At 55.3% G+C, this 14,070-nt stretch carries 14 protein-coding genes; 4 read left to right on the top strand and 10 right to left on the bottom strand.

Annotated features, from left to right (window positions below):
• Window positions 1–83: 83 nt before the first annotated feature.
• The 3 genes from ACXAIA_RS10405 to ACXAIA_RS10395 form a co-directional block, all read right to left on the bottom strand.
• The gene (locus ACXAIA_RS10405; protein ID WP_475349267.1) at window positions 84–1,892 is read right to left on the bottom strand and encodes a methyl-accepting chemotaxis protein; all 1,809 of its coding nucleotides are present in this window, start codon (window positions 1,890–1,892) and stop codon (window positions 84–86) included.
• 204 nt (window positions 1,893–2,096) lie between these two features.
• A complete protein-coding gene (locus tag ACXAIA_RS10400) occupies window positions 2,097–3,860 on the bottom strand; it encodes a methyl-accepting chemotaxis protein (RefSeq protein ID WP_475349266.1) in 1,764 nt (587 codons plus the stop codon).
• Between the two features lie 261 nt (window positions 3,861–4,121).
• Window positions 4,122–4,610 (bottom strand): GFA family protein, encoded by a 489-nt coding sequence (locus ACXAIA_RS10395; protein WP_475344258.1) that lies wholly within the window; start codon window positions 4,608–4,610, stop codon window positions 4,122–4,124.
• A 92-nt stretch (window positions 4,611–4,702) separates the two neighbouring features.
• On the opposite strand from ACXAIA_RS10395, the gene ACXAIA_RS10390 reads away from it, so the two are divergent.
• Window positions 4,703–5,080, top strand: coding sequence for a winged helix-turn-helix transcriptional regulator (locus tag ACXAIA_RS10390; RefSeq protein ID WP_475349265.1), 378 nt, complete (start codon window positions 4,703–4,705; stop codon window positions 5,078–5,080).
• 24 nt (window positions 5,081–5,104) lie between these two features.
• On the opposite strand, the gene rlmH is transcribed toward ACXAIA_RS10390, so the two are convergent.
• From rlmH to ACXAIA_RS10370, 4 genes are all read right to left on the bottom strand, one after another.
• Window positions 5,105–5,563, bottom strand: a complete 459-nt coding sequence (gene rlmH / locus ACXAIA_RS10385) for a 23S rRNA (pseudouridine(1915)-N(3))-methyltransferase RlmH (protein ID WP_167722865.1) — start codon at window positions 5,561–5,563, stop codon at window positions 5,105–5,107.
• Window positions 5,564–5,645: 82 nt separating this feature from the next.
• Window positions 5,646–6,035: a ribosome silencing factor gene (rsfS, locus tag ACXAIA_RS10380; protein WP_342344550.1), complete on the bottom strand. Its 390-nt coding sequence runs from the start codon at window positions 6,033–6,035 to the stop codon at window positions 5,646–5,648.
• Window positions 6,036–6,089: 54 nt separating this feature from the next.
• The gene (locus ACXAIA_RS10375) at window positions 6,090–6,698 is read right to left on the bottom strand and encodes a nicotinate-nucleotide adenylyltransferase (RefSeq protein WP_475344266.1); all 609 of its coding nucleotides are present in this window, start codon (window positions 6,696–6,698) and stop codon (window positions 6,090–6,092) included.
• Window positions 6,695–7,981 (bottom strand): glutamate-5-semialdehyde dehydrogenase, encoded by a 1,287-nt coding sequence (locus ACXAIA_RS10370; protein ID WP_475349264.1) that lies wholly within the window; start codon window positions 7,979–7,981, stop codon window positions 6,695–6,697. The genes ACXAIA_RS10375 and ACXAIA_RS10370 overlap by 4 nt, the downstream gene beginning before the upstream one ends.
• 252 nt (window positions 7,982–8,233) lie before the next feature.
• On the opposite strand from ACXAIA_RS10370, the gene ACXAIA_RS10365 reads away from it, so the two are divergent.
• A complete protein-coding gene (locus ACXAIA_RS10365) occupies window positions 8,234–10,108 on the top strand; it encodes an ABCB family ABC transporter ATP-binding protein/permease (protein WP_475349263.1) in 1,875 nt (624 codons plus the stop codon).
• Between the two features lie 99 nt (window positions 10,109–10,207).
• A complete protein-coding gene (locus ACXAIA_RS10360; RefSeq protein ID WP_475349262.1) occupies window positions 10,208–11,296 on the top strand; it encodes a YHYH protein in 1,089 nt (362 codons plus the stop codon).
• On the opposite strand, the gene ACXAIA_RS10355 is transcribed toward ACXAIA_RS10360, so the two are convergent.
• Window positions 11,297–12,094: an AEC family transporter gene (locus ACXAIA_RS10355; protein ID WP_475349261.1), complete on the bottom strand. Its 798-nt coding sequence runs from the start codon at window positions 12,092–12,094 to the stop codon at window positions 11,297–11,299. It abuts the gene before it with no gap.
• Window positions 12,087–12,248 carry a hypothetical protein gene (locus tag ACXAIA_RS10350; RefSeq protein WP_475349260.1) on the bottom strand — a complete coding sequence of 54 codons (162 nt, stop codon included), beginning with the start codon at window positions 12,246–12,248 and terminating at the stop codon, window positions 12,087–12,089. The genes ACXAIA_RS10355 and ACXAIA_RS10350 overlap by 8 nt, the downstream gene beginning before the upstream one ends.
• Before the next feature lie 88 nt (window positions 12,249–12,336).
• On the opposite strand from ACXAIA_RS10350, the gene ACXAIA_RS10345 reads away from it, so the two are divergent.
• Entirely contained in the window at window positions 12,337–12,951 is a 615-nt protein-coding gene (locus ACXAIA_RS10345) for a DUF4269 domain-containing protein (RefSeq protein WP_475349259.1), read from the top strand.
• Here ACXAIA_RS10345 and ACXAIA_RS10340 read toward each other — a convergent pair.
• Entirely contained in the window at window positions 12,948–14,018 is a 1,071-nt protein-coding gene (locus ACXAIA_RS10340) for a GAF domain-containing protein (RefSeq protein ID WP_475349258.1), read from the bottom strand. The two genes, ACXAIA_RS10345 and ACXAIA_RS10340, sit on opposite strands and share 4 nt — an antisense overlap.
• Window positions 14,019–14,070 lie beyond the last annotated feature (52 nt).

The raw sequence follows: 14,070 nt of genomic DNA, 5'->3' as shown, positions 1-14,070 counted from the left end.
AGATATATATCTTTCGGCGGCTTCGCTCCGCGTATCCGCACAAATCTGAGCGACCATTCAAACCAAATTAATAGGTCCTGACCCTAGTCAGTCGAAATCCCGAACTTCCGGCAATGGGCGTGGTAGCTGCTGGCAAGTTCGTCCGCCCCGATCAGATTGCCGGCCTCATCCTTGTAGGTCAGGTGATGTTCAATCGGCTGACCTTGCCAAAGCTTCTCGATCTCGGCCCGTTTTGATGTCTTGCGGAATTCGGCAATGAAGTCATTGATCGCACAAAGCAACGGATAGGATGCCGGTTCGGCCGCGACCGCCGCGACATAAAAGAACGGGTGCGGCAGGATCGGTTTTGGCAGAACTTCAAGCTTGCCATGCCACGGGCTTTGCGGGTTTTTCGACGCCCAATAAAATACCGGGTGGTCCCCGGCAAAGGCATCAATCGCCCCGTCGGCAACCGCGTCATGCACGCGCGAAATATCGCCATAAGCAATCATGTTCGAAAGCTTGGCAATGCCGCCGGGCTTGTTTTCATTATCCGCCCAGCGCAGGCCGACATCTTCAAGCACGGCAAGGGCGGCCGGGTCATTGACTGTACCCAGGACCTTGCCTTCAAGATCGGCAATCGTGTTGATTGATGTGTTGTCCGGGCGGCGGATCAGCGAGAAGTTCAGATAGGTGTAGGTATCTGAAAACGCCACACCCTTATAAAAATCACTTGGCGGTAACGCACACCAGACAACATCGGCAGGCGGCTGACCGGCCTTTTTGCCGACAAACAGAAGTTCGGTCAAAAGGTCCCACGGATGTTCAATGAATTCACATTCAACGCCGATGGATTTGGCAAAGGCCACTGCATAATCGATATCGATGCCGTGCAACGGCCCGCCTTTTTGCGGGCGGAAGGATGCGCCGACCAGTGCCGGATCAATCGCAATGCGGATTTTGCCGCGCGCCTTGATGTCGGCCATCCGGTCATAGGCCGGGTCTTCGGGAATGTGGTTGGCGGCCAAGAAGCGCGAAAGTTTGGTTGAGACGTTTGCAGGATCGGTGGTGCAATCAGACAGCTTGCCGATTTCGCCCGACGCCCAGCTGACTTTGCTGCGTGTGCGGGCCGATGAATCCTTACTGGCATCAAGCAGTTCAAACACGACCTGATTATGCCCGCTGATATGTTCAAGCCGACCGGACATCTGGGCAAAGCGATCTTTCAGGCCCCCAAGGGCTTCTTCGATTTCACCCCCCAGGCTATCAAGGTCACTGCCGATATTGCCCATGCTTTCACGCAGGGACTTGGTGACATCGGAAAGATCGATCAGGTCGACGGCCTCATTGGTGCGCTGCATGGTGCTTTGCGCCAGGTTGCCGACTTCCTTGGCAACCACGGCAAAGCCTCGGCCATGATCACCGGCACGCGCCGCCTCAATCGTGGCGTTAAGCGCCAAAAGCTTGATGCCCTTGCCGATATCTTCAATCGCGCTCAGCACCTTTGCGGCCCCTTCGGCCTTGGTTTCAAGATCCTGACTGATCTTTTCAAGGTCACCGCGAATGGCATCGGTTTTCGACGAAACGGTTGTGCGGGTGCTTTCCTGCACATCGTTGGCCGTGGCCGTGCTTTCTTCGATTTCGCGGCGGGTTTCTTCAAGACCGGTGCGCAAGTTGTTGGAGCGCACATCAATCTCGCGCATCAGGCTGTCCTGGGTTTCGCCGGCGGTATTGGCGAATTCCAGCAGGTTTTCGATGTAATCAAGGGCAGTGGAAATGCCACGCATCAACGCATCAAGTTTATCGGCTTGCGGTGTGGGCGCAACTGACTCCATTTCGGGGATGTCTGATGATTGTTGCGGCGCGTCCTGATCGACTTCGTCCGCACGCGGAGCCATGATGGTTTCGTCCATTTTTCAAAGCCTCACCGCTGCCACTGAATTGTGTGAATTTTTATTTCTTATAAGGAAACTTTATCGCCCGGTGGAAATTGTTGCAAGGCAACATATTGTGAAAGTTGATAAAAGCACCTGTGACGCCTTGAAGTTGCGATGTTTTTCAAATGCCGCTCCGCGACCCGTGCCCGCAAAACGGCATTTGATGTTGCGTTGCAAAGTCTAGGCGTCGGCAATGCCGAACTTGCGGCAATGGGCGTGATACAGGGTCGCCAGTTCATCGGCGCCAATAAGGTTTCCGGCCTCGTCCTTGTAGGTGAGGTGATGTTGCAATGCCTGACCCTGCCAAAGTTTTTCGATCTCGGCCCGCTCATTTGAACCACGGAATTCGCTAATGAATTCGTTGATCGCACAGAGCAATTTCCACGATGCCGGTTCGGCCGCGACAGCAGCGGTATAGTAATAAGGCAGCGGCAGGATATTACCCGGCAGGACTTCGATCCGGCCATGCCACGGGCTTTCCGGGTTATTGGCAGCCCAGTGGAAAATCGGCTGATCAACCGCAAAGGCATCCACCGCCCCATTGGCTAAGGCATCATGCAGGCGAGTCTGGTCGCTATAGGCAATCAGGTTGGACAGCTTGGCAATGCCGCCCGGCTTGTTTTCATTATCCGCCCAGCGCAGTCCCTGTTCTTCAAGAACCTGAAACGCCACCGGGTCATTGATGATGCCCAAAACCTTGCCATTCAAATCCGAAAGACGGTTGATCTCGGTATTGCCTGCACGTCGACACAGCGCGAAGTTGAGATAGGTATATGTGTCGGAATAGGCGACACCTTTATAGAAGTCGCTGGGTGGCAGGGCGCTCCAGACCACATCGGCCGTTGGTGCACCGGGTTTTGCACCAACGAATAAAAGCTCGGTCAGCAAATCCCACGGATGTTCAACAAATTCGCACTCAACCCCCAGCCATTTGGCCAGCGCGCGTGCGTAATCGGCATCAAGGCCGCGCAACGGATCATTTGGCTTCGGGCGGAATGACAGGCCGACAAAGGCCGGTTCGATGGCAATACGGATTTTGCCGCGCGCCTTGATATCGGCCAACCGGTCATAGGTCGGATCGTCATGCAGGTGATGTTTATCAAGAAACCGGCTGAGGTTTGTTTGTGCCGTGCTCGCATCGCCCAGGCTTGCGCCCAGTGCCTTGGTGTCTTCATGTGCCCAGGTCACCTTGCTGCGTGTCCGCGCCGAGGCATCCTTGCTGCCCGCGAGCAGTTCGAACACCACCTGGTTATGTTCGGAAATATCGGCCAAGCGGCCGGACATGTTGGTAAAGCGTTCCTGAAGGGTGGTCAGCGACCCTTCGATTTCATTGCCGAGGCTATCAAGGTCACGGCCGATATTGGCCATGCTTTCGCGAAGGGCCTTGGTCACGTCAGACAGATCAATCAGGTCGACCGCTTCGTGGGTGCGCTGCATGGTGCTTTGCGCAAGGTTGCCGACCTCCTTGGCAACCACGGCAAATCCGTGGCCATGATCACCGGCGCGGGCGGCTTCAATCGCGGCATTGAGCGCCAAAAGCTTGATGCCCTTGCCGATATCTTCAATCGCGCTCAGAACCTTGTTGGCGCCTTCGGCCTTGGTTTCAAGTTCGGCACTGATGCGTTCAAGGTCGGCGCGGATGGCTTCGGTCTTTTCGGCCACGGTGGCACGGGTAGAGTCCTGCACGTCGCGGGCAACACTGGTGCTGTTGTCGATCTCGCGCCCGGTATCATCAAGACCGGCGCGCAGATTGTTGGAACGCACGTCAATCTCGCGCATCAGGCTGTCCTGGGTTTCGCCTGCGGTGTTGGCAAATTCCAGAAGATGCTGAATGTAATCCAGTGCGGTGGAGATGCCGCGCATCAGTTCTTCGATGCCAGCAGCGGTTTGGGCGACGTCGTGCGCAGTTTCGCCGTCCTGCGCGGCCAAAACGGTTTGTTCCATATTCAAAGCCTTACCATTGCCCAAGAGTCTTTTTGATTTTGGGAATATTTCTTTCTTGTAAGGAATGTTATCGGGGCAATTGGCATGTTGCAAGGCAGCATGCGCTAAAAAGGAGAAAAGATCCTTGTTTTATCGCGCATTGCTTGAGCAACGGTATAGGTGATATTCGACCTCAGGTGGGGTTAAACCCCACCTTTACGCCGCAACGCGAAATTGTTTCTGCCGGATCGGGAGGTCGGTCACTTTGGTGCCGGACCAGATTTAAAAATTGATAGGTGGTTCAGGCGGCATTTCCGGGAAGGAAGGTAAATCACTTGGCTGTTTGTCCCACGAAGGGGCTCGGCTGGCGTAAACTACCATGCTGGGCTGGGCGATTTCCGGATCGTCAAGGCTGGATGCCCTTGGAAAAACCACTCCGGGCATGCCGACATTACGGGAAAACAGTGCAGACCCACATGTCGGGCAAAAAGCCCGACTGATCATGTTGCCGCTGTCGGCTTTGCGATCATAGACAGTGACTTTTCCGGTAAGCGTAAAGCCATCCTCGGCAACAATGACATGGGTGCAATGCCCGGTGCCGCTGCTTTTGCGGCAATCAACGCAATGGCAATGTCCGGTCAGTTGCGGCGGGTTGGCGCTTTTGTAACGGACAGCACCGCACAGGCAGCCTCCTTCAAAGCCACCGCTTTGTTCATGGCCGGAAGGGCCGCCCGGGAGCGGATCTGGATGCGGTTTTTGGTTCTGTGACATAGTTTTCTCCTGACATCTTCATGAAACGGGAGTAGATTGTAAGTTGTAACTTGCAAGTTACAACTTACAATTGATAAAGAACTATATTTCAAATGGTTAAGAGAATTGTAGAGCCGCGATCAGGGTGCCCGATTGCAACGACTCTGGATATTATCGGAGATCGATGGACCATGGTGATCTTGCGAGACCTGATAAACGGAAAGACAAAATTCTCGGAATTTTTGGACTCACCAGAAAAGATCACCAGTAGTGTTTTGAGTGATCGTCTGGAAGCAATGGAACGATACGGCTTGGTTTCCCGAAAACTTTACCAGAGCCGACCCAAACGATACGAAATTCGGTTAACCCGAAAGGGCGCAGAACTCTTGCCAGTCATGCAGGAAGTCTGTCGCTGGGCAAACCGTCACATCCCAGGAACCTGGATTCCACCGGAAGACTTCATGGCGTCTGGAATTCCATCAAGTGATTAGCTTGGCTGGTAAACGCAGCCGCAACTATTCGCGGTGATAGGGATGGTTGGTCTGGATGGCGTGGGCGCGAAACAGTTGTTCGGCGATAAGCGCACGCACCAGCATATGCGGCCAGGTGGCCTTGCCCAGTGACCAAAGCGTGTTGGCCCGTGATTTCAAAGCCGCCCCATGCCCGTCCGCCCCGCCAATGGCAAAGGCAATATTGCCGGCATATTGATCCATCCAGCCTTCAAGCTTTTGCGAAAACTCGATAGAGCCGTATTCCTTGCCGCGCTCATCAAGCGCGATCAGGAAGGCATTTTCCGGAATGACACCAAGCAGAAGGTCTGCTTCGCGGTCTTTGAGCTGATTGGGGGGAAGCTTCTTTTTTTCTTCGACTTCGCGCAGCACGAACGGCCAGCGCAGTCGGGCAGCGTAATGGTCAAAAAGATCTTTCTCGGGGCCGGATTTCATCCGTCCCACCGCAGCAAGGGTGATTTGCATGTCTTCGATCCAGACCGTTCCGCAAGATACCTGTTTGGTGCCAGACCCGTGATGATAGGCAGGCGCCAAACAGCGCGGGCTGTTAGTACAGCCGCGCTGCCTGCTGTTTCAGGGCCGGGTTTTCAACGCCCCACATTTCTTCGATGTTGTAGAACGCACGAACTTCCGGACGGAACAGATGAACAATAACATCACCCGTATCCACCAGAACCCAGTCACCCTGTTCCTTGCCTTCGGCCAATGCACGGCCCTGGCCAGCATCCTTGATGGCTTCGACAATGTGCTCGGCCATGGCTGCCACCCGGCGCGAGGACGAGCCGGTTGCAATAACCATGTGATCAGCAAGGGAGGTTTTGTCGGTCAGATCAATGGTGACAAGGTCTTCAGCCTTGTCATCTTCAAGCGTACTCTTGATCAGCGAAAGCATTTCGCCCGGCTTAAGAGTCTGTTTTGCGGTACCTATGGTCGCCACCTTAATGTTCCGCGCGATGGTCGGAATTGTCCGACAAACACATCGCTGCGATGCTTACACCTGCCATCTGCCTTCGGCGCGAATTGCAGTCGAAGAAGCCGGATGGCGCTTGATTGGCAGGTATACCCAGGCCGGAACATCGAGATCGGCCAGCAAACCCGCCCTGTCCATGGGAATGCGCCAGCGTTCCATACGGCGCGCGGCGGTTCCGGACAATGCCTTGTTAGAATACCCCTCACGGTCAAGAACCGCAATGGGAGCACGTAAAATCAACCTTTCCCACCATTTCCATTTATGGAACTGGGCCAGGTTGTCTGCTCCCATCAGCCAAACGAACTTTGTTCGGGTAAAACGGCGTTGCAAGGCTGCAAGAGTGTCGGCCGTATAGCGGGTTCCAAGCTCGGTTTCAATTGCAGAAACAACAATGCGGGGATGCTTTGCCATCATCAGTGCCGAATCAAACCGGTCGGCAAGGTCGGCCATACCGGTCGATGACTTCAGCGGATTTTGCGGCGATACCAGCCACCAGACCGCATCAAGCTGCAAGCGTTTCAACGCCTCGAGCGAGATATGCAGATGGCCTTCATGGGCGGGATTGAACGACCCGCCCAACAGGCCGACCCGGGGCGGGGCCGCATGTGATCTGGGTGCCGCTGAGGTCATGGACGGGTTTGGCCCTGACCACGGACAATATATTTATAGCTGGTCAGCTGCTCGACTCCGACCGGGCCACGCGCATGCAGCTTGCCGGTCGAAATACCGATTTCGGCACCCATGCCAAATTCGCCGCCATCGGCAAACTGGGTCGATGCATTCACAATCACGATTCCGGAATCAACACCATTCAGGAAGGTGGCCGTGGCTGTTGTGTTTTCAGCAACAATCGCGTCGGTATGGTGTGAACCAAACGTGTTGATATGATCAACCGCTTCTTCAACACCCGACACGACCTTGATCGAGACGATCGCATCCAGATATTCGGTGACCCAGTCATCGGCTGAGGCCGGTTTGATACGGCCATCAATCGCCTGTGCGGTTTCATCACCGCGCAGCTCGCAGCCCTTGGCAACCAGTGCCTCGGCAATGCGAGGCAGCAAACGCCCGGCAACCGAACTGTCGATCAGCACGGTTTCAGTCGCACCGCAAATCCCGACACGGCGCATCTTGGCGTTGACGACAATATCCACGGCCTTTTGCGGATCGGCGCTGGCATGGACATAGGTGTGGCACAGCCCTTCAAGATGCTTGAATAGCGGAATGCGGCTTTCATCGGTGATGCGCGAAATCAGCGACTGGCCCCCACGCGGGACGATGACATCGATGTAATCTGATAGTTTCAGCATTTCGCCCACGGCTGCACGATCCGTGACCGGAATCATCTGAATGGCGTTTTCGGGAAGGCCCGCTTCAACGATGCCGGCCACCATGCAATCAAAAATCGCGCGTGATGAATGGAAGCTTTCCGACCCGCCGCGAAGGATGGCGGCATTGCCTGATTTGATGCACATGGCCCCGGCATCGGCCGTGACGTTCGGGCGGCTTTCATAGATGATGCCGATCACGCCAAGCGGCACGGACACACGCGCGATATCAAGGCCGTTATGTTCCGGGCTCCAGCGGGCCAATTCACGACCAACAGGATCGGGCAGGGCGCCAACTGCTTCGACACCCTTGGCAATTGCTTCTATGCGGTCTGCATCAAGTGCCAGACGATCAAGCAAGGCCGCGGTCAGGCCCTTGGCACGGCCGGCTTCCATATCCTTTGCGTTGGCAGTCAGGATGGCATCGGAATTTTCACGCAGCTTGGCCGCCGCGGCCTTAAGGGCGGCTTCTTTTGGCTCGGCCGGGACCTGTGCGAGTTCGAGTGCCGCCTTGCGGGCCTTGATTCCCATATCGCGCATCAATGCTGCGATATCCTGGCTTTCGATACTGGCAAGCGCCGTCATGGTCCTGGTTCCGTTCCTGTGTTTCCGGCCTGTGCAAAAGCGCATCAGGTCGTTTGTTCTGAGATTTTATCAACAAATTGGCAAAATAGACGTCAAACCCGCTATCTGCAATGTCCTTGAATGCATAAAGCGCGCTGAATGCTTGCCAAATAGTGCGCGGCGGTCCATCTGTTGATGACAGAAAGACATGACATGCCGTGCGCATACCGCAATGCCGTTCGGTACCTGCTTGGGGATAAGGTTTTGAAAAATATGGGTTCCGACCAACCGACTGCGCGCGCAGAGTTCGGCGTCATCAAGACGTTCCTGCCCTATTTATGGCCGCGCGGCGAGGTTGAGCTTAAGGCACGCGTTGTTCTGGCCCTGCTGTTTCTGGTCGGGGCCAAAGTCGCCAATGTCTATATCCCGGTCCTTTATAAATACGCGGTTGATGCGCTTGGCGGTGGCGACAAGGCGGGTGATGCCGCGTCCAACGCGGCCCAGTCCGGATCGGCCGATACCATAGCCCTGATCGTTGTGCCGGTCGCATTGATTGTTGGCTATGGCCTTGTGCGTATTCTCGTCTCGGCCTTTGGCGAAATGCGCGATGCGGTCTTTGCCAAGGTGGCTCAACGTGCGATCCGCCGATCCGCGCTGAGTGTTTTTGAACATCTGCATGGCCTGTCGCTGCGCTTCCATCTCGATCGGCAGATGGGCGGTCTTTCGCGTGCGATTGAACGCGGGGTGAAGGGCATTGAATTCCTTCTGTCCTTCATGCTGTTCAACATCCTGCCGACCCTGCTTGAGATCGTGATGGTCTCGATCATTCTCTGGGCGCTTTATGATGTCTGGTTTGCGCTGATTACCTTTACCACCATCGTGATCTATATCGTTTTCACACTGGTGGTTACCGAATGGCGCATGAAATTCCGTCGCGAAATGAACAAGCGCGATGACGAGGCCAACACCAAGGCCATCGACAGTCTGATCAATTACGAGACGGTCAAATACTTCAATAACGAAGCCCATGAATCGGTCCGCTATGACAAGGCGCTTCGCGGCTATGAAACCGCAGCGGTACAGTCGCAAGTCTCGCTGTCAAAGCTCAATGTCGGGCAGGGCGCGATCATTGCGGTGGGCTTGGTTTTGAACATGTTGCTGGCGGCCCAGGGGGTGAAGGATGGCAGCATGACGGTGGGTGACTTCGTTCTGGTGAACACCTATCTGCTGCAGCTTTATATGCCGCTCAACTTCCTTGGTTTTGTCTATCGTCAGATCAAACAGTCGCTCACCGATATGGAGCGCATGTTCTCGCTTCTTGATGTGGAAAAGGAAGTCGAAGACAAGACGGATGCCAAGGGCCTTGCGTGCGGAAATGCCGCCATCCGGTTTGAGGATGTGCATTTCTCCTATAACCCGGACCGTGAAATCCTCAAGGGCGTGAGTTTTGAGGTCCCGGCGGGCAAAACCGTTGCCGTTGTCGGGCCAAGCGGGGCGGGCAAATCCACCCTGACCCGTCTGATGTTTCGCTTCTATGATGTGTCGGGTGGCAAGATCACGATTGATGATCAGGACATCCGCGATGTGACGCAAAACTCGCTTCGGCGCGAAATCGGCATCGTGCCGCAGGATACCGTCCTGTTTAACGATACCATTGCCTATAACATTTCCTATGGCCGTCCCGGCGCGGAGCAGGGCGAGATCGAAAATGTCGCCAAGCTTGCCAGCATTGACGGCTTTATCGAAGGTCTGCCCGAAGGCTTCAAAACCATGGTCGGGGAACGTGGTCTGAAACTGTCGGGCGGGGAAAAACAGCGCGTATCAATCGCGCGCATGTTGCTCAAACGTCCGAAAATCATGATCTTTGACGAAGCCACATCAGCCCTTGATACCCGAACTGAAAAGGACATCCAGCAGGCGCTTCGCGATGTGTCGCGCGGCCATACAACGCTGATTATTGCGCACCGTTTGTCGACGGTGATTGATGCCGATGAAATCATCGTGCTGCGTGACGGGCAGGTGGCCGAACGCGGTCGCCATCAGGAATTGCTTGATCGTGACGGCCTGTATGCCGAGATGTGGGCCCAGCAACAGGAAATCCGCGAGGCCGAGGAAATCCTCGCCCATGCAGGCGAAATTCCGACCTGATGGCCCTACCGGGTGAAATTGTTCTGGAACCTTGCGACGTCATCGCCAAATAATGGGGATGACGTCGCAACTGGTTTTGGGGGAAGTCCGGTGGGGAAATTGACACGAAGCGATCGGCATGCGCTTGAGGGGGCGTCATCAGAACACCAACATGATCATAGCCATGATCATCATCATGGCCCGATGGATGAAGGTGATCATGCCGGTGACACGCGCGAAGAAGTTGATCGCATGCGTCGCAACATTCTGGTCGGGATGGGTATGTTGCCGCTTGCCGGAATGGTTCTTAATCCGACAAAGCAGGCTTGGGCTGTCTCAAACGAAGTCAGCATGCGTGAAGATGGTCAATATCGCTATATCCGTTCCAATGCGATTCCCGATCATGCGACCGGCAGTTTTCCAAACAGCAAGAATCCCAATTCCATCAAGGCGCAATCGCTTGAATTTCGCTTGCCTCTGAACCCGGCGAAAACCGGACGATTTTCATTAATTGATCACATGTCATTTGGTGTGGCTGTCAATGGGGTGCCATTTGATCCCTATACAGCGGAGTTCTGGCAGCGCGACCGTCAGTCCGGCTGGCGTTACGAGGCGATCTCGCCAACGGTCGATCTCGGTCTTGATCAGAACAATGCTCATGTCCAGCCGGACGGGACCTATCATTATCATGGCTTGCCCAAGGGACTGATCAAAAGCTGGTCGCCCGACCAGCATTCCATTCGCATCGGCTTTGCCGCCGACGGTTTTCCGATCTATGCAATGTTTGGCTATTCCAAGCCAAATGATCCGGCATCGCCGGTGGTCGCAGTGCGCAGTTCATGGCGGGTGAAATCCGGCACACGTCCGAATGGACCCGGCGGCACCTATGACGGCACTTATGGCGAGGATTTCGAATTCGTTCCTGGGTTGGGCGATCTCGACGAGGCCAATGGCCGTGAAACCGTGACGCCCGAATATCCAAACGGCACCTATGCCTATTTCGTGACCGAGAGCTTTCCGTTTATTCCGCGCCTTTTGGCAGGGATGCCCGATCGCAGCTTTGCCAAGGGGCAGGGTGGTATGGGCCCCGGTGGCCCTGGTGGTCCGGGAAATGGTCCCGGTGCAGGACCCGGCGGTGATCGACGTGGCCCGCCGCCGGGCGGCGGCTTCCCCGGACAGCGCCCAAAATTCGGCCCTCCGCCGCGTTAATCAGGGCAATGGCCCGAAAACGGCCGTGCTATCAAGCAGCCACAGCGATGTGCTGATCGTGATGAAGGACAGTAAGGTCGCGGCCATTAGGGCGGCGGCACTCATGCCTTCGTGGCGGTAACGCTGGCCATAGATGGCATAGACGCTAAACATCGGTGCGCAGGCAAAGGTGACGGCGGCGATTTTCATCATCGGGTCGAGATATGGCACAAGGCCCAGCAACAGGAAAATGATCAGCGGGTGCAGCACCAGTTTACCAAATACGATGCGCGCCATGTCAAAGCGCAAACCGCGCAGCTTGAGGCCGACCAGCCCGCCGCCAATGACAAATAGTGCGACCGGGCCCGATGCCGATGCCAGCATATCAATCACCGAGAATATCGGGCCGGGCAAAGTGATGCCGGAAATTGAAATGGCAAGACCGATCAAAAGAGCAAAAATAATCGGGTTGCGCCCCAGTCGGACAAAGGTCTTGCGCCAAATATGCCAGCGGTTTGCGCCCTCGGTCTGGGCACTGTCGCCCAGGATCAGGGTCAGCGGTGTGATCACCAGATTTTCAATGATAAAGCACAGTGCCAGTGCAATCGCCGCCGTCGGGCCAAGCAATTGCACGACAATAGGATAGCCGACAAAGCCACTGTTTGAAGCCGGCATGCCCATGCCTTGCAGGGCAGCATTCTGTTGGCTTTTTCGGGCGATGACGCGGGCAAAGAAATAGCCCAGCGCAAACACGATCAGCGACCCGGCACCATAAACGGCCAGGTAGTCGGTATTGAGTACCTCCGTAATGTCACGCACGATCAGGGCGCGGATCAACAGGCAGGGCAAAGTTGATGACAAATGCCCCCATGCCACGTACGACGGGCTGCGGCACGATATTGCGAAAGACCGCGATGTAACCAATGGCAATCAGCAGGAAGATCGGTGTTGTAATGGCAAGGATATCAAGCATATGTGCCAGAGGCTTTCATTTTAAGTGCGCGCAGCTATGAGCTATCCCTGCTTTGGCGTGCAGGTCAAGAAACGGAATGATTTCCAAGATGAACCAAACGGTAATGGATTGGCCTGATGGGCTGGATCGACAAAGCTTTTCCGGGCTGGCTTTGTTACGGGTCGCATCACTTCAAGGCATGCGGGCGGCCGAAATCCTGGGCCGTTATCGGGTGCTTGAACATCTGGCGCCTTATGATCCGGAAGTTGTCGGAACCTTGCCGCTGGCGATTGATACCCCAAAATCCGATATCGATATCCTCTGCAACGTGTCTGATCTGGCGGCGTTCGGGGCGTTTTCTGATCAGAGTTTTGGTCATTTCGATGGTTATGCCCGCCATCGGCGCGATGCCACCCGCCATGTGAATGAGGCCCTTGTCGTCTGTTTTGCGTGCGAAGGTCTTCCCATCGAAATCTTTGCCACAGATCGCCCAACGCGAGCCCAATACGGCTTTATCCATATGCTGGTCGAGGCGCGAATTCTGTCGGTTATGGGCGATGATTTTGCCAAGCGTGTGCGTGACCTGAAGCAATCCGGTGTTAAGACCGAACCGGCTTTTGCCCGGCTTCTGGGATTGGTGGGGGATCCCTATATCGCGCTGGCGGAACTGGTGGATTTATCACCAGCGGAACTGTGCGCGCGGCTTGGTGTGCCCGGGCGCTAGGTCGTCGCGCCTGATATCGGTAACGCGTGATAGACGACGTTTTCGATATCCTGTTCTCTCGCGACCGTAAGCGCGTTTGAGGCGATATCGAGGATTTCACGCGCTGTGCAATTGAATTTGGCTTCGGGTTCTGCCCAGGTCGCGCCGACGCTGACCGTAATGCGCACCGGATCGCCATCGGCGTCGGTAAAGCGGCATTGTTCACGCACCGTGTCGCATAGTTTGAAACCAAGAAAGCTTGTTTGTTCCTCACGCGCGCCCGGCATCAGGCAGGCAAAGCCATAATCGTCAACCCGGCCGACAACATCACGGTCGCGAAGCGATGATGTCACCGCAGATGAAATGGCCAGAACAACGCGCTCCATGGTTTCCTTGCCATATGTTTTGACAAGGTTTTCATGGTCATCAATCTCGAAGCGGTAGATAGCAATCGGCGTGTGTTTGAGCCGCGCATTGATCAGCTCGCGATGCAGGAATTCGGTCATGCCCGCCGCATTCCATGAACGCGTTTTGGAATCGGTCAGCATTTCTTGTTTGGCCGGATCAAGGTCATCATAGACCTGTTGCGGGGTTCTTGCCCCGTAGCGCAGCGCGATGATGGTCTCGGCCCATAGTCCGAGGTCCTCGAGAATCTGAAGGTCTTCATCGTTGAACTGCCGACTGGTGGTGTCGACAACACACAGGGTTCCGATCTTGAAGCCATCCGGATTGGTCAACGGGACGCCGGCATAGGATCTGACAAAAGGCGCGCCGGTAACCAGTGGATTGTCGCGAAACCGATCATCGGAGACCGCATCTTCGACGACAAAGGCCTGATCGTCATGGATGACATGGCCGCAGAATGAAACGTCGCGCGGGGTTTCCGATGTCGGCTGGTTGATGTTGGATTTGAAAAACTGGCGGTCGTTATCAAGCAGGGAAATCGCCACGATTTCGGAACCGAAAATGCGTTGTGCAACGCGGGTGATGCGATCAAGTTCCGGGTTGGCGTCGCTGGTCAGAATGCCCATGCTTTCAAGCGATTTCTGACGATCAAGCTCGTCCTTGGGCAATACTGCCTTGTGCATCCGATTTCCCCCGTTTCGTGTTTTATGCCCCGAATTCTAGTCGGTTGCGGCG

The organism is Thalassospira sp. ABL2_045 (assembly GCF_056161285.1).
Note: the sequence above shows the minus strand (reverse complement) of the source record. Positions and strands in the feature narration are given on the sequence as shown.

Bases quoted from the DNA above. Each gene is read 5' to 3' on its own strand.
- ACXAIA_RS10405 (WP_475349267.1), bottom strand. From the start codon at position 1,892: ATGGACGAAACCATCATGGCTCCGCGTGCGGACGAAGTCGATCAGGAC.
- ACXAIA_RS10400 (WP_475349266.1), bottom strand. From the start codon at position 3,860: ATGGAACAAACCGTTTTGGCCGCGCAGGACGGCGAAACTGCGCACGAC.
- ACXAIA_RS10395 (WP_475344258.1), bottom strand. From the start codon at position 4,610: ATGTCACAGAACCAAAAACCGCATCCAGATCCGCTCCCGGGCGGCCCT.
- ACXAIA_RS10390 (WP_475349265.1), top strand. From the start codon at position 4,703: ATGGTTAAGAGAATTGTAGAGCCGCGATCAGGGTGCCCGATTGCAACG.
- rlmH (WP_167722865.1), bottom strand. From the start codon at position 5,563: ATGCAAATCACCCTTGCTGCGGTGGGACGGATGAAATCCGGCCCCGAG.
- ACXAIA_RS10375 (WP_475344266.1), bottom strand. From the start codon at position 6,698: ATGACCTCAGCGGCACCCAGATCACATGCGGCCCCGCCCCGGGTCGGC.
- ACXAIA_RS10370 (WP_475349264.1), bottom strand. From the start codon at position 7,981: ATGACGGCGCTTGCCAGTATCGAAAGCCAGGATATCGCAGCATTGATG.
- ACXAIA_RS10365 (WP_475349263.1), top strand. From the start codon at position 8,234: ATGGGTTCCGACCAACCGACTGCGCGCGCAGAGTTCGGCGTCATCAAG.
- ACXAIA_RS10350 (WP_475349260.1), bottom strand. From the start codon at position 12,248: ATGCTTGATATCCTTGCCATTACAACACCGATCTTCCTGCTGATTGCC.
- ACXAIA_RS10345 (WP_475349259.1), top strand. From the start codon at position 12,337: ATGAACCAAACGGTAATGGATTGGCCTGATGGGCTGGATCGACAAAGC.
- ACXAIA_RS10340 (WP_475349258.1), bottom strand. From the start codon at position 14,018: ATGCACAAGGCAGTATTGCCCAAGGACGAGCTTGATCGTCAGAAATCG.